At 39.4% G+C, this 19,927-nt stretch carries 18 protein-coding genes and 7 tRNA genes; 19 read left to right on the top strand and 6 right to left on the bottom strand.

The window, feature by feature from the left end; translation table 11 throughout:
• Positions 1–3 precede the first annotated feature (3 nt).
• The gene (locus L5B71_RS07655) at positions 4–588 is read right to left on the bottom strand and encodes a restriction endonuclease subunit S (protein ID WP_265757819.1); all 585 of its coding nucleotides are present in this window, start codon (positions 586–588) and stop codon (positions 4–6) included.
• 203 nt (positions 589–791) lie between these two features.
• Between L5B71_RS07655 and recO the strand changes: the two genes are divergently transcribed.
• Genes recO through L5B71_RS07635 form a run of 4 tightly spaced genes read left to right on the top strand, consistent with a single transcriptional unit; the run spans position 792 to position 5,450 of the window.
• Complete coding sequence (gene recO / locus L5B71_RS07650) at positions 792–1,502, top strand: DNA repair protein RecO (protein WP_265758342.1); 711 nt, start codon at positions 792–794, stop codon at positions 1,500–1,502.
• Between the two features lie 3 nt (positions 1,503–1,505).
• Entirely contained in the window at positions 1,506–2,819 is a 1,314-nt protein-coding gene (rlmD, locus tag L5B71_RS07645; protein WP_265757818.1) for a 23S rRNA (uracil(1939)-C(5))-methyltransferase RlmD, read from the top strand.
• A 13-nt stretch (positions 2,820–2,832) separates the two neighbouring features.
• Positions 2,833–5,064, top strand: coding sequence for a GTP diphosphokinase (gene relA, locus L5B71_RS07640; protein WP_265757817.1), 2,232 nt, complete (start codon positions 2,833–2,835; stop codon positions 5,062–5,064).
• A gap of 29 nt (positions 5,065–5,093) precedes the next feature.
• The gene (locus L5B71_RS07635) at positions 5,094–5,450 is read left to right on the top strand and encodes a diacylglycerol kinase (RefSeq protein WP_265757816.1); all 357 of its coding nucleotides are present in this window, start codon (positions 5,094–5,096) and stop codon (positions 5,448–5,450) included.
• A gap of 76 nt (positions 5,451–5,526) precedes the next feature.
• Here L5B71_RS07635 and dcuC read toward each other — a convergent pair whose 3' ends face one another.
• The 3 genes from dcuC to coaA all read right to left on the bottom strand — a co-directional run bounded on the left by dcuC (position 5,527) and on the right by coaA (position 8,683).
• A complete protein-coding gene (dcuC, locus tag L5B71_RS07630) occupies positions 5,527–6,819 on the bottom strand; it encodes a C4-dicarboxylate transporter DcuC (RefSeq protein ID WP_265757815.1) in 1,293 nt (430 codons plus the stop codon).
• A gap of 11 nt (positions 6,820–6,830) precedes the next feature.
• Positions 6,831–7,550 carry a dipeptidase PepE gene (gene pepE / locus L5B71_RS07625; RefSeq protein WP_265757814.1) on the bottom strand — a complete coding sequence of 240 codons (720 nt, stop codon included), beginning with the start codon at positions 7,548–7,550 and terminating at the stop codon, positions 6,831–6,833.
• A 179-nt stretch (positions 7,551–7,729) separates the two neighbouring features.
• Complete coding sequence (gene coaA, locus L5B71_RS07620) at positions 7,730–8,683, bottom strand: type I pantothenate kinase (protein ID WP_265757813.1); 954 nt, start codon at positions 8,681–8,683, stop codon at positions 7,730–7,732.
• A gap of 213 nt (positions 8,684–8,896) precedes the next feature.
• On the opposite strand from coaA, the gene L5B71_RS07615 reads away from it, so the two are divergent.
• From L5B71_RS07615 to tuf, 5 genes are all read left to right on the top strand, one after another.
• Positions 8,897–8,972 (top strand) — tRNA-Thr (locus L5B71_RS07615).
• Positions 8,973–9,006: 34 nt separating this feature from the next.
• A tRNA-Tyr gene (locus L5B71_RS07610) sits at positions 9,007–9,091 on the top strand.
• Between the two features lie 41 nt (positions 9,092–9,132).
• Positions 9,133–9,207: transfer RNA gene (locus L5B71_RS07605), tRNA-Gly, on the top strand.
• A gap of 4 nt (positions 9,208–9,211) precedes the next feature.
• Positions 9,212–9,287, top strand: a tRNA-Thr gene (locus L5B71_RS07600).
• A gap of 104 nt (positions 9,288–9,391) precedes the next feature.
• On the top strand, positions 9,392–10,576 hold the full coding sequence (gene tuf, locus L5B71_RS07595) for an elongation factor Tu (RefSeq protein ID WP_265757812.1): 1,185 nt from the start codon (positions 9,392–9,394) through the stop codon (positions 10,574–10,576).
• A gap of 188 nt (positions 10,577–10,764) precedes the next feature.
• Here tuf and L5B71_RS07590 read toward each other — a convergent pair whose 3' ends face one another.
• On the bottom strand, positions 10,765–11,103 hold the full coding sequence (locus tag L5B71_RS07590; protein ID WP_265757811.1) for a YggL family protein: 339 nt from the start codon (positions 11,101–11,103) through the stop codon (positions 10,765–10,767).
• Positions 11,104–11,132: 29 nt separating this feature from the next.
• Positions 11,133–11,885: a tRNA (guanosine(46)-N7)-methyltransferase TrmB gene (gene trmB, locus L5B71_RS07585; RefSeq protein ID WP_265757810.1), complete on the bottom strand. Its 753-nt coding sequence runs from the start codon at positions 11,883–11,885 to the stop codon at positions 11,133–11,135.
• 182 nt (positions 11,886–12,067) lie between these two features.
• Between trmB and mutY the strand changes: the two genes are divergently transcribed.
• The 10 genes from mutY (at position 12,068) to L5B71_RS07535 (ending at position 19,808) form a co-directional block, all read left to right on the top strand.
• Positions 12,068–13,186 carry an A/G-specific adenine glycosylase gene (gene mutY, locus L5B71_RS07580; RefSeq protein WP_265757809.1) on the top strand — a complete coding sequence of 373 codons (1,119 nt, stop codon included), beginning with the start codon at positions 12,068–12,070 and terminating at the stop codon, positions 13,184–13,186.
• Positions 13,186–13,461 (top strand): oxidative damage protection protein, encoded by a 276-nt coding sequence (locus L5B71_RS07575; RefSeq protein ID WP_265757808.1) that lies wholly within the window; start codon positions 13,186–13,188, stop codon positions 13,459–13,461. The genes mutY and L5B71_RS07575 overlap by 1 nt, the downstream gene beginning before the upstream one ends.
• Positions 13,462–13,463: 2 nt before the next feature.
• Entirely contained in the window at positions 13,464–14,537 is a 1,074-nt protein-coding gene (gene mltC / locus L5B71_RS07570) for a membrane-bound lytic murein transglycosylase MltC (protein WP_265758341.1), read from the top strand.
• Between the two features lie 156 nt (positions 14,538–14,693).
• Positions 14,694–14,769: transfer RNA gene (locus tag L5B71_RS07565), tRNA-Phe, on the top strand.
• A gap of 4 nt (positions 14,770–14,773) precedes the next feature.
• Positions 14,774–14,849, top strand: a tRNA-Asn gene (locus tag L5B71_RS07560).
• A gap of 153 nt (positions 14,850–15,002) precedes the next feature.
• Positions 15,003–15,079 (top strand) — tRNA-Arg (locus tag L5B71_RS07555).
• 210 nt (positions 15,080–15,289) lie between these two features.
• The gene (locus tag L5B71_RS07550) at positions 15,290–16,537 is read left to right on the top strand and encodes a hypothetical protein (RefSeq protein ID WP_265757807.1); all 1,248 of its coding nucleotides are present in this window, start codon (positions 15,290–15,292) and stop codon (positions 16,535–16,537) included.
• Entirely contained in the window at positions 16,537–16,929 is a 393-nt protein-coding gene (locus L5B71_RS07545) for a hypothetical protein (RefSeq protein WP_265757806.1), read from the top strand. The genes L5B71_RS07550 and L5B71_RS07545 overlap by 1 nt, the downstream gene beginning before the upstream one ends.
• Positions 16,930–16,952: 23 nt before the next feature.
• Positions 16,953–19,265 (top strand): AHH domain-containing protein, encoded by a 2,313-nt coding sequence (locus L5B71_RS07540; protein ID WP_265757805.1) that lies wholly within the window; start codon positions 16,953–16,955, stop codon positions 19,263–19,265.
• Between the two features lie 3 nt (positions 19,266–19,268).
• Positions 19,269–19,808: an Imm43 family immunity protein gene (locus tag L5B71_RS07535; protein WP_265757804.1), complete on the top strand. Its 540-nt coding sequence runs from the start codon at positions 19,269–19,271 to the stop codon at positions 19,806–19,808.
• Positions 19,809–19,927 lie beyond the last annotated feature (119 nt).

Here is a 19,927-nt window from a genome sequence, read left to right as displayed (position 1 = left end):
TCCTTAATTCTTGATGTTAGGTTTGCATTGTTTTTGAAAATTATTCAGTAAGTATGCGGTAAGTTGTGCTTCATTATCTGCCACCCGTTTTTTAAGCATTGTGATACGGCGTTGCAGACGATCAACTTGCCCGATAGCCTGTTGCACAGACAATGTAGGAAGTGGCGAAAGTTGCAAGTTTTTTAATTGGTTAAGGCTATATTTCATTACAATAGATCCTTGCAAACTGGCGACTAACTGCCGTTTTATATCAGCATCATTATTCAGTAAATAAACCAAAAAGCTCTTATCAAGTTCTTTTGATGGACACAGGCGAGCATAGTTGTGAGAAAACGCATAACCAGCACGCGCCTGACAGACTTGGACTGCCGTGCCTGAGATTAAGCTAAAAATGACATCATCTTCTTGCAGCAGCGTAGGAGTGTCTGGCGTACAAATTTGCTTCCCTTGCGTTGATTCTGTTCGCGTTTCAAAATCCGCTTGCAAATCCGCTTGATCATATAATGAGTAGCAAGGGCTGCCAGCTTGTTCATTTAGCCGAGAAAGCGGCGTACCGATTTCAAATCGTACAAGATCTTGTAGTTTCATTTTGTTCCTTGTTGAAATTACAAAGTTAATTTGCATTATATTCCTGTATGATTATTCGTCAAGGTGTTTTTTGTTATTTTTATAAATAACATTTTTATTTTGCAAAAAACACCAAAAAATCCCACCGCACTTTTCCCCCTAACTCTTCAAAAAATCTGTTAAAATATCCCCACTTCAACGAATAATTAGCTAAGGATACGGTTATCGAAAATTGGCAGCGGGGCTTTGTTTTGCATCGCAGGGCGTATAGTGAAACGAGTTTATTGGTGGATTTGTTTACGGAAGAAACGGGGCGTTTGACGGTGATCGCGAAAGGGGCGAGAACAAAACGTTCAGCGTGGAAAAGCATTTTGCAGCCGTTTACGCCGTTGCTTCTGCGTTGGACTGGAAAGGGTGAGCTGAAAACCTTGACCAAAGCGGAAGCAGCATCTCTCACCTTGCCAATGCAGCCCACAGCGCTTTATAGTGGTTTTTATGTGAATGAATTGCTAATGCGTTTGCTGGCTCTTGAGACCCCTTATCCTGAGATTTTCCAAGATTATCTAAAGTGTATTACAGGCTTGGCGAGTGTCCCTGAGTCAATCGAGCCAAGTCTACGAACCTTTGAATTTCAATTGCTTACAGCAATGGGCTATGGCATTGATTTTTGCCATTGTGCCGGTTCAGGTGAGCCTGTCGATGAAAATATGACCTATCGTTACCGCGAAGAAAAAGGCTTTATTGCGTCTTTAATTAAGGATAATCTTACTTTTTATGGCAGAGAACTGCTGGCGTTTGAGCGGCGAGAGTTTCGCGATCAGGCGGTGTTGCAAGCGGCGAAACGCTTTATTCGTATTGCTTTGAAACCTTATTTAGGTGGTAAATCTTTGAAGAGTCGAGAATTATTCACCCAACATATTTTGTATCAGAAATAACCTATGGCATTACTTTACTCCCCGAAAAAAGTGGAAAAAAACCACCGCACTTTTACTGCGCAAGTGCAAGATTTAGATTATCAAGGGCTAGGCGTGGCGAAGATGCAAGGTAAAACGTGGTTTATTGAGAATGCACTGCCTGATGAAAAAGTGCAGGTGGCGGTGTTGGAAGAAAAGCGTCAATATGGTAAAGGGGTTGCGAAAAAATGGTTGCAAACTAGCTCACAGCGTGTGCAGTCTGCTTGTGCTCATTATGAAAAATGTGGTGGTTGCCAAACTCAGCATATTCCCTTGGCAATGCAACGGGAAGTAAAAGAGCGTGCATTATTTCAGCGTTTAACAAAATTGCAAGCTGAACCTATCACCTTAATGCCTCGGATTGTGGGTAGCCAATGGCATTATCGCCGCCGTTTACGTTTAAGTATAAATTGGGATAAAAAGCAGGGGCTGCGCATTGGCTTTCGGCAAAAAAATTCGCAAAATATTGAGCCAGTGCAGTCTTGCCTTGTGATCGAAACGCCACTCAATCATTTGTTGCCAAAAATCACCGCACTTTTGCAAAACTGGTCTAACCCGAAAAATTTAGGCCATATTGAACTGGTGCGCGCGGATAATGGTGTGGCATTATTGCTACGTCATCAAAAAAATTTGGCAGAAAACGACCGCACTTTGTTACTTGAGTTTGCTCGCCAAGAGCGTTTGATGCTATTTGTGCAAGATGATCTGCAAATCCAGCAACTTTATGGCGAAAGCCCTTATTATGAATTGAACAATGGGCAACGGCTGCATTTTGATGTGCGTGATTTTATTCAGATTAATCCGCAACTCAATCAAGCAATGATTGATACTGCACTAGATTGGCTAGAGTTAAATGCACAAGATCAGGTGCTGGATTTGTTCTGTGGAATGGGCAATTTTACCTTGCCCATAAGCCGTCAAGTCAAGCAAGTGGTGGGCGTAGAAGGCGTGGCGGAAATGGTGCAGAAAGCGACACAAAATGCGGAACGAAATGGCTGTGAAAATGTCCAATTTTATCAAGGCGATCTGGCACAATCTTTTGCTGAACAACAATGGGCAAGCCAAGCATTTAGCAAAATTTTGCTCGATCCCCCACGCACGGGGGCGCTGTTTGCAATGCCATTTTTGAGTCAGTTACAGGCAGAAAAAGTGCTGTATGTATCTTGTAATCCCGCAACGCTCGTGCGTGATGCACAAATGTTGTTGCAAGCAGGCTATCAATTAACACAAGTGGCAATGATCGATATGTTCCCGAATACGGGGCATTTGGAGAGCATTACTCTCTTTGAACGGAAATAAATAGGAAGGCGTTATGGTTGCTGTTCGAGGCTCACACCTACTTAACCCGAAAGATTTTGTGATTGAGCAATGGAGCGAAAGCTTAGGGCTTTCTTCTGAGCTGGCAGAGAAGTTGGTGCTGGCTTGGCATTATTCGCAAGATAAAATCCAGCAGCACCAAAACACGGTGGAAAATCCGCAGCTGCACTGTTCGCTATTGTCAGGGGTGGAAATGGTGGAAATTTTGCACAGCCTGAATATGGATAGTGAAAGCCTTATCACGGCAATGATTTATCCTGTGGTGAGCCATAATATCGTTGCGCTGGAGCAAATTAGCGAAGATTTTGGCACAGCGATTAGCAAGCTGGTGAAGGGCGTGCTGGAAATGGATAACATTCGCCAGTTAAACGCGAGCCATTCTGCCAATTCCCTGCAAGTGGATAATGTACGCCGTATGCTGTTGGCGATGGTGGACGATTTCCGTTGCGTGATTATTAAACTGGCTGAACGCATTGCCTTTTTACGCGATGCAGATAATTACTGTTCGGAAGAAGAGAAAGTGTTGGCGGCAAAAGAATGTGCCAATATTTATGCGCCTCTTGCCAATCGTTTAGGAATTGGGCAATTGAAATGGGAGTTGGAAGATTATTGCTTCCGCTATTTGCACCCTGAACAGTATCGAATGATTGCCAAGTTGCTGAAAGAACGTCGTTTAGATCGTGAGCAATATATTGCGGATTTTGTAGCAGATCTCACCCGTTATTTACAAGAAAATATCGATCAAGTGGAAGTGTATGGTCGCCCGAAACATATTTATAGTATTTGGCGAAAAATGCAGAAAAAACACTTAGAATTTAGTGATTTATATGATGTTCGTGCAGTGCGAGTGATCGTCCAAAAGCTGCAAGATTGTTATTCCGCCCTTGGCATTGTACATACCCATTTTAAACATTTGCCGAAAGAATTTGATGATTATGTGGCAAACCCTAAACCGAACGGTTATCAATCCATTCATACCGTAGTGTTAGGCAAAGGTGGTAAGCCTGTGGAAGTGCAAATTCGCACCCAACAAATGCACGATGATGCTGAGCTTGGCGTGGCGGCGCACTGGAAATATAAAGAGGGCGTAACAGGGCGCTCTGCCTATGAAGATAAAATTGCGTGGTTGCGTAAATTATTAGCGTGGCAAGATGATATTACTGATTCTGGCGAAGTGATTGCCGAGTTACGCAGCCAAGTGTTTGATGATCGAGTTTATGTGTTTACCCCAAAAGGCGAAGTGGTAGACCTGCCAACAGGCTCAACTCCGTTGGATTTTGCTTATGCTATTCATAGTGAGATCGGCCATCGTTGCATTGGTGCGAAAGTGGGCGGACGCATTGTGCCGTTTACTTATCAGCTACAAATGGGGGATCAAATTGAAATCATCACGCAAAAAACGCCAAATCCAAGCCGAGATTGGCTTAATCCGAATTTAGGCTTCACCAACACCAGTAAATCGCGCGCCAAAATTGCAGCGTGGTTTAAGAAATTAGATCGCGACAAAAATATTCCAGCAGGTAAAGAGCTGTTGGAAAATGAAATTGCCCGTTTAGGCATTGCACTCAAGCAAGTGGAGCAGTATGCCTTGCCACGTTACAATCTGAAAAATTTAGAAGATTTGTATGCAGGCATTGGCGGTGGCGATATTCGCCTTAATCAGCTGATTAACTTTTTGCAAAGCAAACTGATTAAAACCACGCCACAAGAAACAGACGAACAGATTTTACGTCACGTTGCACAGAAAAGTGCGGTGAATTCTGCGCAAAAAAATGAGTCAAAGGGCTATGTGATCGTAGAAGGCGTAGGCAATTTAATGCATCACATCGCACGTTGCTGCCAGCCAATTCCGGGTGATGACATTGTTGGCTACATCACAATGGGGCGTGGTATTTCTATTCACCGTAGCGATTGCGAACAGTTTTTAGAATTGCAAGCGAGCCACCCAGAACGCGTGGTGGAATCCATTTGGGGCGAAAACTATGCTAGTGGTTTCCGCATTAGTATTCGCATTATCGCCAGTGATCGCCACGGCTTGTTGCGTGATATTACCACTGTACTGGCGAACGAAAAAATTAGCGTATTGGGGGTGTCTAGCCGTACAGATACGAAAAGGCAACTTGCTAAAATGGATATGGAAATTGAGCTGAACAATGTGCAAATTTTGAGTACAATCTTAGCACGTTTAGCAAAACTAGATGATGTTATTGAGGCAAAACGCCGATAACTCAATAAATTAACAAAAAGGAAAGTAAATTGAAAAAAACAACTGGCTTGACCCATTTAATCGAATCTACAGTTTATTCATTACAAGGTTTGAAAAGCGCATTCAAAAATGAGGCAGCTTTTCGTTATGAGGTGTTTTCAGCCTGTATTTTAATTCCTCTTGCTTGTTTCTTAGCAAGTAACAAAATCGAATTAATTTTAATGATTGGCTCCGTATTGTTAGTTTTGATTGTGGAATTACTTAACAGTGCCATTGAGTCCGTTGTAGATCGGATTGGTAAAGAATATCACGAACTTTCAGGAAGGGCTAAAGATCAGGGATCGGCTGCTGTGTTTATTGCACTGCTGTTTGTCTTATTGACTTGGGGAGTAGTTATTTTGTTCTGATTAATTCAACAAGATATGTGTAATAAAGGGGAATATCTTCCCCTTTATTATGAATTTTCGTTAAGTTTGTGGATGATTAAAGCATAAATAATGCTAAGAATAATACGGCAATAACCATGCCTAATCCTGTTCTTTTAACGATTTCTACTGGGCTGACCATCGCCAAGCCAGCACACACAATTGTTACTCCAGCTATTGGTGAGGCAGTTCGTCCAATTGCACCAGCAATAGCCGCAGCCATGCCTAGGTTTAAGTGAGTATAGCCTAATTCTGCCGCATGTGGTGTTACGGCTGTATTGAAAGCAATTGCGGCAGCATCACCAGATCCTGTAAGTAGTCCCATTAAGAATGGACCAATTGTGGCCCCCCATCGTACAAATTCATTAGAGTGTTTGAGAAATTCGATTGCACTGTCGATTGCCCCTGTTGATTTTAATCCAGCGACAAAAACACTCGCAGAGATAATTATCCCAAGTACCCCAGCATAAGCATTTCCCATACCATTGAAAAATTCATTGGTAATTTTAGCCGGTGAAACACGGGTTACGATAATGGCATAAATGGCTCCAATTAACATTGCTTGTGGCACGCCCATTTTGGTCCAAGCAAGGGCAGGGATTTCTTGCAAAGAAGTGCCTCCCAGAACCAAAATTACTAATGGTAATAAAGGGGCAATAGCGAAAAGAATGTTAGATTTATGAAAAGATTTTTCTGCGTCGTTGTTATCTGCCAAATAAGCTTGGCGGTGTTCTTCGCCATAATCTTTTAATATTAGTGCTACTAATGTAAGAGAAACTGCTGCAATTGCACCAGCGATTATTGTATAAGGTGCATGAGAAAGATTTACTTGAGTAATGGTTAAATTAGACATTTCGGCAATCATTGCTGAATGGGAAGAACCAGGACTCATCATTGATCCAAATGTTCCCGCCAAAATTGCAGCTCCCGCCGTAGCAGGACGTACGCCTGCACTTTTCAATACGGGAATTAGGGTTGCCCCTACTGCTGCAGCACAACCAGCCGCAGATGGAATGGCAATATTTATAAAGAAAGTGATAATCGTAGCAAATGGAATTAGGAAAAAACGTAATCCTGAAAGTGGTTTTGTCATCAAATGCACTAAATGGGTATCGCATTGTGTATATTTCATTACATAAGCAAACCCCATACTAGAACAAATAGCCATAATCAACCCACTACTTGTCATTGATTTAGCGAAGGCATTTAATGCCCCCATTGGATTGAGCGTTAGTAGTGACATGATTAGTCCTAGACCAATCAGCACAGTACGGGTTTCATATTTTTTCAGCAATAGATAAATTGCAGCGATAATTCCCAAAATGGCAATTAAAGATTTGAGTTCGAGCACTGTTATTCTCCTTAATAGTTAAAAGCTAAGTCGTGAGCATAGTGCTGAGATTGTTGATTTTTACTAAATTTTAGTACCGCACTTTGTTGTGATTCACTGATATCTAATACTTTAGCTTGTTCGCCTTGAATATGTAATGCCGTACCTTCAGGTAAAGCATAGATGGATGAATCAGGATTAACAATTAAAAATTCAGCAAAACGCTCTTCTCTGCTTTCACCATTATGTCCTGCAATTTTACCTGAAATAAAATGAGGATTTATTTGATGAGGGAATAAATTCAGTGCGTTAAAAGATGGGGGATAGAGAATTGGCATATCATTTGTAGTCATAATCGTTTTTCCTGCCACATTTGCCCCAGCACTCCAGCCAAAATAAGGTGTCCCTTGTTGCACTTTTTGACGAATGGTATTCAATAAATTATGCTCATATAAGTGGTTGAGTAAACAGAAAGTATTACCGCCACCAATAGCAATTACATCCGCTTGTTCAATAATATCTAAATGCTGTTTACCGCGGTGGACCGATATAATATTCATTTCTAAGTCTACAAGAGCTTGCTGGACCAGTTGTTCATATTGATCATAACTACGACTCACTCCTGCATAAGGTACAAAGCCGATGGTTTTTCCTTTATATGCGGACAGAAAATCTTTTAGCCAAGGTATACAATGTACTAAGTATCCGGTGTTTTGATATTTTGAACCGCTCATTAATAGCATATTTTTCATGCTTTTCTCCTCGTTAAATAAAATGTATAAAATGGAAGTTTATTATGCGCTACCCTTATTAAAAGGGAACATAATTTACAATTAACGTCTCTTTTTTGAATAAGCTAATAACGCAATAAAAATTGCCTAATGATAAAAGGACATTCAAAAAATTAGCAATGCTTGTAATTTTTGATGAATTACCGTTTTAACTTTATTCTTTCAACTGCATGTTTTTCACCTTTAGTTAAAATTAAATTAGCCCGTTCTCGAGTGGGTAAAATATTTTCTCTGAGATTTTTTCCGTTGATTTCTTCCCAGATTTGACTTGCTATTGAAATCGCCTCTTGTTCGGAAAGGCTTGCATAATGTTTGAAGTAGGAGTCAGGATCATTAAAAGCACTTTGTCGGAAGTTAAGGAAACGGTGAATGTACCATTTCTTTAATAAGCTTTCTTCAGCGTCAACAAAGATAGAAAAATCGACAAAATCGGAAACGAAAACTTGATTTGCATTGCTATTACCACGCTGTAGCACATTTAATCCTTCTAAAATAAGAATGTCAGGCTGATCGACATACTCAAATTGGTTCGGTACTATATCGTAAGTTAGATGAGAATAAATTGGAGCACTAACATTACGTTTGCCCGATTTAATATCCGCCAGAAAATGAATTAAACGTTGAGTATCATAAGATATTGGAAATCCTTTCTTGTGCAAAAGATTATCTTTTTTCAATTTTTCTAATGGGTATAAAAAGCCATCAGTAGTAATGAGATCGACCTTTCTTATCTGTGGCCAGTTTGATAATAAAGATTGTAAAATTCGTGCAGAGGTGCTTTTACCTACAGCCACACTGCCTGCAATACTAATAATATAAGGAACATTTTGCGCATCGCCACCTAAAAATCGTTTTAACACCGTTTGGCGACGCAGGTTTTCTTCAATATAGTAGTTAATTAAACGAGCCAAAGGCAAATAAATCGTTCTAACTTCATCCAAAGAAAGTTCTTCATTGATCCCTAATAAGGGCTTAAGATCTTGTTCCGTGAGTTTTAATGGTACCGATTTGCGTAATTCGGCCCATTGTTGGCGGTTAAAAGAAAGAAAAGGGGTTAATCGCTGGTTTAGCAACCCTGAATCAGAAAATTCCACAATATTGTCTTCATATATTAGAGAAATAAATAGAAATATACCTTATAAATACTTTTATGATTAGTAAAATTTGTAACAGAGAGGTCTTTTTTTTATAAAAATCACTCATTTTGACTGATAAATAGGCGAACGAGAGAAAAAATTTATTTTTTTTCAAAAAAACGCTTGTCACTAGTAAAAATTTCCCTATAATACGCCTCACTTGCTTACGATGCCGACTTAGCTCAGTAGGTAGAGCAACTGACTTGTAATCAGTAGGTCACCAGTTCGATTCCGGTAGTCGGCACCATAACCAATCGTAGTCAAGTTCATTCATTTAGTGCGGAGGGATTCCCGAGCGGCCAAAGGGAGCAGACTGTAAATCTGCCGGCTCAGCCTTCGAAGGTTCGAATCCTTCTCCCTCCACCATTTTTTAGATGAATTCTGATGGGACAGATGAATTTAGGACTGCGGGCATCGTATAATGGCTATTACCTCAGCCTTCCAAGCTGATGATGCGGGTTCGATTCCCGCTGCCCGCTCCAAAGCGCTGATATAGCTCAGTTGGTAGAGCGCACCCTTGGTAAGGGTGAGGTCGGCGGTTCAAATCCGCCTATCAGCACCAGCCTTAATTTCACCTTTCTCTTTAATTAATAGTTTAAACTTATTCAATTGGTTAATGTGGTATTTTGAACCATCGATAACCGTGTTTATCTAGAGGGACTCTTAATGTCTAAAGAAAAATTTGAACGTACAAAACCGCACGTAAACGTGGGTACAATCGGCCACGTTGACCATGGTAAAACAACTTTAACAGCAGCAATCACAACCGTATTAGCAAAACACTACGGTGGTGCGGCACGTGCATTTGACCAAATTGATAACGCGCCAGAAGAAAAAGCGCGTGGTATCACCATCAACACTTCACACGTTGAATACGATACGCCAACACGTCACTATGCACACGTTGACTGTCCAGGACACGCAGACTATGTAAAAAATATGATTACAGGTGCGGCACAGATGGATGGTGCAATCTTAGTAGTAGCAGCAACAGATGGCCCAATGCCACAAACTCGTGAGCACATCTTATTAGGTCGCCAAGTAGGTGTACCATACATCATCGTATTCTTAAACAAATGCGATATGGTAGATGACGAAGAGTTATTAGAATTAGTAGAAATGGAAGTGCGTGAGCTTCTTTCTCAATATGATTTCCCAGGTGATGATACACCAATCGTACGTGGTTCAGCGTTAAAAGCGTTAGAAGGCGAGGCACAATGGGAAGAAAAAATCCTTGAGTTAGCAAACCACTTAGACACTTACATTCCAGAGCCAGAGCGTGCGATTGACCAACCATTCTTATTACCAATCGAAGACGTATTCTCAATCTCAGGTCGTGGTACAGTAGTAACAGGTCGTGTTGAGCGTGGTATTATCCGTACTGGTGATGAAGTAGAAATCGTAGGGATTAAAGACACGACAAAAACTACTGTAACAGGTGTTGAAATGTTCCGTAAATTACTTGACGAAGGTCGTGCAGGTGAAAACATCGGTGCATTATTACGTGGTACAAAACGTGAAGAAATCGAGCGTGGTCAAGTATTAGCGAAACCAGGTTCAATCACACCACACACAGACTTCGAATCAGAAGTTTACGTATTATCAAAAGAAGAAGGTGGTCGTCATACTCCATTCTTCAAAGGTTACCGTCCACAGTTCTATTTCCGTACAACAGACGTAACGGGTACTATTGAATTACCAGAAGGCGTGGAAATGGTAATGCCTGGTGATAACATCAAGATGACAGTAAGCTTAATTCACCCAATTGCGATGGACCAAGGTTTACGCTTTGCGATTCGTGAAGGTGGTCGTACAGTAGGTGCGGGTGTTGTAGCGAAAATCATCAAATAATGATTGTAGCTAGGTAACACGAGAAAAGCTAAGAGAGGGCATCGAAAGATGCCCTTTTGTTTTCTTTACATTTATATCATCATATTTAAAATATCTAATAAAAAATGACCGCACTTGATAAGCGTTAAAATATAAACATGTAAAAAATCCTGCAACAGCAGGATTTGAATTATAAAACTATAGAAAGGTTATTTTGTTGGGTACTCCCACCAAATATCAAACAGTTCACTAATCTCAATTTGTTGTAATCCATTGCTTTCTAACCAGTTTTTCACTAGCTCACGGTGGCTTTCATTACATTTTCCAATTTCTTCTAAGCATACTAACCCTTCCCAGTGTAAATAACCGCTACCTTCATAAGCTAAGCCATTTGGACGAATCACTTCATTGATAAAACGATCTACAACCTCATCAATTTTATCAATTGGGGTATTTTCTACGAATTGCCAGTTTACTAAAAAGCCTAATTCTTGGAATTCTGCAAGGTGCATTTTTTTGCGTTGTCTTCTATTACGTTGAATAGCCATAGTTTTCTCCTCGTATTTCTAGGCTGATATTATTCAGTTTTAATAAAATATAAATCCCATACGCCGTGTCCCAAACGATGGCCGCGCTGTTCAAACTTGGTTAATGGGCGGGTTTCAGGGCGTGGAATATAGTCCTTTGTGGCTGAAGTATTGCGCAACTGTGGATTGTTTTGCAACACGTCTAACATTTGTTCCGCATAGTTTTCCCAGTCTGTTGCCATATGAATAAAACCTGGGCTAGCGAGTTTTTGACAGACAGTTTGCACAAAATGTGGCTGTACAATGCGGCGTTTATGATGTTTCGCTTTATGCCAAGGATCAGGGAAAAAGAGCTGTAAACCAGCAAGGCTACCATCGGGAATGCAATCGCGTAAAATTTCTGTGGCATCGTGACAAATAACGCGTAAATTCTTTACCTTCTTTTCCACGGAATAAGCAATGCACGCACCCACGCCAGGTGTATGCACTTCAATACCTAGATAATTTTTATCTGGATTTTGCTCCGCCATTTCCACCAGAGATTTTCCCATTCCAAAGCCAATTTCTAAAATAACGGGCTTATCGTTGCCGTAAATCTTTTTAAAATCAAAAGGTTCGGTTTGGTGAGCTAAGCCATAAATTGGCCAATACTCATTCATCATATTACGTTGAAAATCACTTAGTCGCCCTGTACGCAATACGAAACTACGCACTTTACGTTTGTAGCGTCCATCTGCAGTGAATTCAGCAGTTTCAACGGTTTTTCGTTTCTGATCCGCAAAGCTAATCTGTTCTTCTATCATTCAAAATCTTACTGTAAAAATATATCTTACTGTTAGTACAATGCAAAAATTTATATTAAGAGGGTATTTTATGGGTTCGTTTCTTATCACGCAAGGGAAAAGGAAAAAGTAGGGATGTTTTCTGTATATTTTGTTCAATTTCACTCTATGATACACTTTCCTTTTTATTTTATCTTAGATCTATGTTACAAGCGCAATCCTCCCTTGACGATTTTTTCGCACACGCGATTCTTACTTGGTACGATCAATTTGGGCGCAAGCATTTGCCCTGGCAGAGAAACAAAACTCTTTATGGTGTTTGGCTGTCAGAGGTGATGTTGCAGCAAACCCAAGTTGCTACGGTGATTCCTTATTTTGAACGCTTTATGCAAACTTTCCCAACTATCACTGCACTTGCCAACGCACCACTTGATGAAGTATTACATTTGTGGACCGGCTTAGGTTACTACGCTCGTGCAAGAAATTTGCATCAATCAGCACAACTCATTCGTGATCAATATCAGGGCAATTTTCCCACTGAATTTGAACAAGTACAGGCATTAAAAGGTATTGGACGAAGTACTGCGGGGGCGATCCTCTCTTCTTGCTTAAATGCCCCTTATCCCATTTTAGACGGCAATGTTAAACGCGTACTATCGCGCTATTTTACTGTTGAAGGTTGGACGAGTGAGAAAAAAGTAGAAAATCAGCTTTGGCAATTAAGTGCACAAGTGACACCAACAGAGCGTGTGGCAGATTTTAATCAAGCGATGATGGATATTGGTGCAATGGTGTGTACGCGCTCGAAACCGAAGTGCTCACTTTGTCCATTATCAACAAAGTGCGGTGCAAATTTACAGCAAAATTGGCAAGATTACCCTGCGAAGAAGCCCAAAAAAAACTTGCCTGAGCGGCAGAGCTATTTCTTGATTTGGCAGCAGCAAGGCAAGGTAGCATTAGAACAGCGTGAAAATGCTGGCTTGTGGGGGGGGCTGTATTGTTTTCCACAATTTGACAGCAAGCCGGATTTATTGGCTTATTTAGCTCATCAAAACGTAGTTTTCTATCAAGAATGGCCGGCTTTTCGTCATACTTTTAGTCATTTTCATCTAATGATCTACCCTATTTATGTTCAACAGGAATATCGTGGAGAGGACGCGAATCGTTCTAATTGGAAAAAAGTGGATGAAAATTACGGCAAGTATGAATCTTCTATACAAAGTGCGGTCAAATATTGGTATGATCCACGGAATCCTGATCAAATTGGGCTGGCAACGCCAGTCAAAAATCTTTTATTACAGTTAGCAAAAGGAAAAGAATAATGGCAAGAACGGTATTTTGTGCCTATTTAAAACAAGAGGCCGATGGGTTAGATTTTCAACTTTATCCAGGTGAGTTGGGCAAGCGTATTTTCGATAATATCAGCAAACAGGCTTGGGGTGAGTGGATGAAAAAACAAACAATGCTGGTCAATGAGAAAAAATTAAATATGATGAATACCGAACACCGCCAATTATTAGAGCAAGAAATGGTGAATTTCTTATTTGAAGGCAAAGATGTTCATATTGAAGGCTATGTTCCACCAGAAGAAAAATAATGATGAAAAAATATGTTATTGCATTAATTATTCCCTTTTTATTTGCCTGTGGAGGTTCGAGCCAGAAGCGTATCTATGATGATGAAGCGTTCAGCAAAGATACACGCGGGCTAGATATTTTAACGGGGCAATTTTCCCATAATATCGATCAAATTTGGGGCGTAAACGAATTATTAGTAGCTAGCCGTAAAGACTATGTGAAATACACCGATAGTTTTTATACCCGTAGCCACGTCAGTTTTGATGAAGGAACGATCACTGTAGAAACTCTGCAAGATCTTAGCCGTCTTCATAATTCTATTGTGCATACGTTATTAATGGGATCGGATGCGAATGGAATTGATTTATTTGCTTCCGGTGATGTACCCATAAGCTCTCGTCCATTTCTTGTGGGACAGGTAGTGGATAATTTAGGTCAACAAATCACTAATGAGTTTATCGCAGGTAATTTTGCTGATTATCTCCTGCAAAACAAATTGCAAACACGTCGCTTGAGTAACGGCAGAATGGTACAGTTCGTAGTGATCCCAATGATTGCTAACCATGTTGCAGTGCGTGCGAAAAAATACCTACCAATGGTACGCCGCGCTGCTAGACGCTATAACCTTGATGAAAGCTTGATTTTAGGTATTATGCAAACGGAATCCAGTTTCAACCCTTATGCCATTAGCTATGCAAATGCGATTGGTTTAATGCAAGTGGTACCTCGTACTGCTGGGCGTGATGTATTTCAAATGAAAGGCCGTGGTGGTCAGCCATCAAAAAATTATTTATTTGATCCTGAAAAAAATATTGATACAGGTGCCTCTTATTTATGGCTATTACAAAATAAATATTTAGATGGTATTAGTAATCCAACCTCTAAACGTTTTGCTATGATTTCTGCTTATAACAGTGGCGCAGGTGCTGTGTTGCGGGTATTCCACGAAGATAAAGATATGGCAATTGAACAAATCAACCGGTTATATCCTGAGCAAGTGTACCGCATTTTAACCACGGCACACCCATCTTCACAAGCAAGAAATTACTTAATTAAAGTGGATAAGGCACAAAAAAGCTATCGTGTTAGACGATAAAAATTAGAGGAGGCTTCATTTTTTTATGCGATTTTTGCCGTATTTCTATGCATTTCGCTTGTTAAATATTCAAACAAACAAAAAAAAGCAAAAAAGTTAAAATTAATGATTGACTTAACGCGGTAAAAATCGTTTAATACGCACCAATGATGAGTTGCCTCGATAGCTCAGTCGGTAGAGCAGGGGATTGAAAATCCCCGTGTCGGTGGTTCGATTCCGCCTCGAGGCACCACTATTCCTCCTTAGTTCAGTCGGTAGAACGGTGGACTGTTAATCCATATGTCGCTGGTTCAAGTCCAGCAGGAGGAGCCAAATTCTTAATAGCCACTAATGGAAATTAGTGGCTTTTTCATATCTAATTATTATCTCTTTTCTTACTAAAAAATTGATAAAATATGCACCGCACTTTATTTTTCACTCTCTGCTTTTCATCATCACATATTTGTGTAAAATTGAGATTTAAAAGAACGTGTAGCTTAGCAGGATAGAGCAGTCCCCTCCTAAGGGACAGGTCGGCGGTTCGACTCCGCCCACGTTCGCCAAATAATTTTTCACGTTATGATGAGATTTATCAATTCTAATATCAAAAGCAAAACATAATGAAACGTTATTTTTGCTATTTCTCTTCAATTATCAGGATGTATTTTGACTGCATACTCTAAGAAACACCTAAATGCATAGATAAAGCACAAAAAATGCTGAAGGTAACTAAGGAATAGAAAAAGGCATTGCAACCACTCTATTAGAGTCAAGTGAAAGATAAAGGGAGCGAAACGGGTATAACAACCAGCTCAATCAATACCGCCAATATTACTATTCGTGATCACGAAGCTCAACAAAAGATAAGCGGAAAAACAGTTGAGGAAAGTTTACAAGGGCTTACTAAAATCAATCTTCACCAAGGTGTTGAAAAAGCTGATATTGAAACTATTCGTTCAGATTTAGAGCGTGATTTAAATACTGCAACGGAGTTTGTCAATAATGTTAATGATCAAGGTGATGAAATCTACTATCAAATAGAGAAAAATGAGCAAAATATCTATTTAAAACATAAAAAAGACGAGAATTGTCAAAGTATTGAATGTATCAAGGTATCCGAAGTAAATGTTGATCAGCTCACAGTGCCAAAAACTAAAGAGGAAGCGGAGTTATTAGCTCGTCTTTATGCTCACGGCATAATGAATGAGTCTGATGAAGATAGAACAATAGGTGCAATTCAATATGGCGGAAAGGAATACTTAAACAATGATTCTTTAATTGTAAGAAGAGAGTATTCTTCTCTACCGTCAGAACTGATTTATACCCTATTTGAGCGAGTAAGAGGAGGATTGGATATGCCAAGTATTTTTGGTGCATCAAATGCAAGTCGAGATCAAGCTAAAATCTGGGGATTATTAGATGAATATAATCGTCAGAATCCAACGAATCGAGTAGACTTATCCCAAGTTAATCATAGCTTAGGTGCTTCAGGTACAAAAAATGCCATGAATTGGGCGAAGCATGAGGGGATGTCATTCAAAAATACAACATTAAATGCGTATGTTGTAGGAACATCGTATCCAATAACGAATAATACTCTGGCAGCCACTTTATCAGGTGGTTTATATGATAAAGGCTATACCGAAACAGCAGCTGGCTTATTCAGAGATGGAAGTGTGGAATATGCTTCTGCGCCGAGAGATATTGTGGCAACAGGAATTAATTTGCCATTTGTACCAGGGAATTTAAGTATTGGTATAGGGAATACGAATACTACAGGAAATAATAGTACAGGGGTTCCACTTTGGGATATGCTAATGGGGCATCATACTGAGGCATATTATCGGGATGAGGAGGCGGTACGGTTTTTGAATACAGATAAAGATGGTAAAGTACAAAAAGAGAAAGTAGAACAATTTAAAGAATATCAAAATACTATATGGGGAAAAATTGGCCCAAAAACAAAACATATTAATTTTAACAATGGTATTATTTTAAATAATCAGGAGGAGAAAAAATAATGAGAATAATTATATTATTACTCCCTTTATTATTATCTGGATGTTATCTTGCTAATGGTTCCCCTCCATCTTTTAGATACTGGCTACCTCCTAAAGAAATGAATGAAGAACAGGAAAAAAAAATATGGGGTGATTGTGATAGAAAATCTTATAATATGTTAGATGAGACTCAAAGGGGGTTATTTAATAAAGGTGATACATCTTGGGAAAAGATATATAAAAATACCAATGAATACAAAAAATATAAAGAGGTTATCTATTTAAATCAAAAATATCTTTTTCAGTGTCTTTATGATTCAGGACTTCGTTTTAGACCACCTTTAAGATGGTGTCTAGCTCAAGATGGAGATAATACTAAAACTTGTATAGAAAATATGAAGTATAGAAATTAACATTATAGGCATTATAGGTTCTGATGTATCAGGCAAACAAAGCAGAAGGTAAAAACCGTTTTGAGACGGGAACACTTTCCTATTCTGATATTGAAAACCATGCAAATTATAGCGGAACTGCTTTTGGTGTTGGCGTACAAGCAGACATTAATGGCGGTTGGGACAGTCGTCAGGTAAGAGATAAGGACGACAATATTATCCTAAATGAAGATGGTTCGCGGGCAACTCGAGTCAATCAAGGTATCGGCTTTGGTTATGACAAAGACAGCCAATCTAGCTTAACAAAAAGTGGCATTAACACCACCAATCTTCATATTCGAGATGAACAAGCTCAGCAAGCGCTCACAGGAAAATCTGTTGCAGAAACACTGAAAGAAATCAAAACAGAGATTACTACAGAGAATGCCCAAGCGAATGCAGGGGTGCTTGAAAATAACTTTGATAAAGAGGCGTTAAGTAAAGAATTAGCGATTCAACAAGAGGTGACCAAAAACTTCGCCCCTGTTGCTGCACAAGGTGTCGCTTGGGCTTCAGAAAAATTAGGTGCGGTGCAAAATTATGAAATTTTATCTGCGCGAAAATCACAGGTTGAAGCCGCATTGTCAAGCACCACCACCCCAGAAGAGCGAGCAAAACTACAAAGCGAACTAGCTCAACTAACAAGCTATCTCAATGAAAACCAAACTCGCTACAATCTTTGGAAAGAAGGTGGCATTGGTAGAGCGGCATTGCACGCTGCGGTAGGGGGATTACTCACGGGCAATGTCAATGGTGCCGCTGCGGCTGGCACAACATCTCTTGCTGCCCCAGTCATTGAAAAATTAGGTGAAACCGCAGAAGCTAAATTTGGCAAGGCAGGCAAAGCGTTTGTGGATGGCGCAGCAGGCTTAGCTATTGGTGCGGCAGTAGGCAATGGCAACGCGGGCGCAATCACCGCAGCAGCCAATACAGATTGGAACAATCGCCAGTTGCATCCAGATGAAATGAAGTGGATAAAAGAGAATGCAAAACGTTTTGCTGAAGAACAAGGTATTGATGAAAAAACAGCAGAAGAACGTCTAATTATTCAAGCGGCTCAAGAGGTAGATTACGCTTGGAAACAAATGATTAACACCCAAGATAAGGAAGCATTACAGTTTTTACGTAGTGCAAGTGCTGCTAGCTATTCTAATAGCGTGCCACTACCTCTTGGTGAAGACCCCGCCTTTTTTATCAATGCGAATGGTGAAAAACAAAAATTATTTAGTGCCATAAAAGATGAATATTATTCCACAGGGAAATATTCAGGTTTAGCCACACAATATGACAAAGCGAATAATCAGGTTTTAACCAACGCATTAATCCCTGAAATTCGGAATAACCTCATAGTAAAAAGTGGAAGCGATGTACTTGATGGGCTTTCTAGCTCAGGGCGAGCTTTGCTAAATCATCCACTCGACACAGGCAAGACACTGACACAAAATATAGCCTATAGTGCTTCGGAGTGTGTCAAATCACCATTTCGTTGTATAGGTGAAAAATGGTCAACACTGACTAGTGCCCCAAAAGATATCTTACGTACTCATTACAATCAGTCCGATGTGAATTATCTGTATGGTAAGGATATGTCGATAGAAACGACATTAATTCCATTAGTTCGGGGTGGAAGTGTTTTGGCTGAATTTGCTCCTGTTGTGAAAGCTGGGAGTGCTGCGGTTAAAGGTGCAAGTATATTAGGTCAAAAAGCGACAGTGGCTGCTTTTGAAAAAATTACTCGGGGAGGAAGCTTAAGTTATGTAACAGGCAATGAGCTAGGAAATAATTATCGAACATTATCACTCGGTATAGTTGAAGGACCTAACGGAGGAAAACTCATAAATACTGGGATAAAAGATGCTGTCACAAATAGCACTATTTATCAAAGAATCTCTTCTAATGGAACGTTGTCTAATCAATTTATGATGATTGATGATAATGGTTTGCAAATAAATGTATCAAAACCTTTAGTATTAAAAAATACATTAAGTCAAAAAACACCAATCCACCATATTTGTACAGACAAAAACTGTATATCAACAGCAAATGGAGGACCTTGGACGCCTGTATTTAAAGAGATATTTGATGGAGCAAATTTAAGTTTTAATGATGCAATTAATAAAGTTAAGGTATTTGGACATCAAGGACCACATCCTAAGGAATACCATCAATATGTATATGATAAATTATCTAGAAGAACTATAGGTCTTTCTCCTAAAACCCAGGAGTATAGACAGGCAGTGGAATCTACGCTAGAGAAAATTGGTAAAGACGCACAAACACCAGGTACACAAGTGAATAAATGGCTAACCAAGGAGTAATTAATGAAATATTATAGATTATTAGATGATATTGACTACCCAAACCGTTGGTATTTAGGAGGTATTCATAGCATTGATAATTGGAAATTAATAAATGCAGAGATTCATGAAACTAATCTGATAATACGATTAATTCAAGATGGAGAAGAACTTGATTATACAACTATGGTTCCATTTAACGTTCCTATTGTGAGTGAAGATTTTAAAGTTTTGATAGAGAATACTAATGGTCTATCTTTTATTCCTGTCAAAATAGAAAATAAAAAAACAATAAAAAAATATTTCGCCATGGTCATTCATAATGAAATTGATTGTGTTGATGAAAATCGTTCAGAATTTACTAAGTTTGAGAAGGATGATCCTATAAGGCCAGACTTGGCTGGTGAATATGACAGTTTTTATAAACTGAAATTAGATTATTCAAAGATTAATAAGGCGTTATTTCGTTTAAGCAAGTTTTCTGTAGCGATTATTATTAGTGAAAGTATAAAAAAAGAGATCATAAAAAATGCTTTAACTGGTGCTGAGTTTAAAGAGGTTTAGAAAATGTGATGCCAGTGGCGAATATAGCGTAAAAAAATACCTTGGGAAACAAGATAGATATAAACCAATGATAGAGCTAATGGAGAAATATGCTTAGAAAATGCATTTAGGCCATTTAG

Source organism: Avibacterium sp. 21-586 (assembly GCF_026226775.1).
Lineage (GTDB): Bacteria > Pseudomonadota > Gammaproteobacteria > Enterobacterales > Pasteurellaceae > Avibacterium.
The sequence above is the reverse complement of the archived record's forward strand: the minus strand, read 5'-3'. Positions and strand labels throughout refer to the sequence as shown.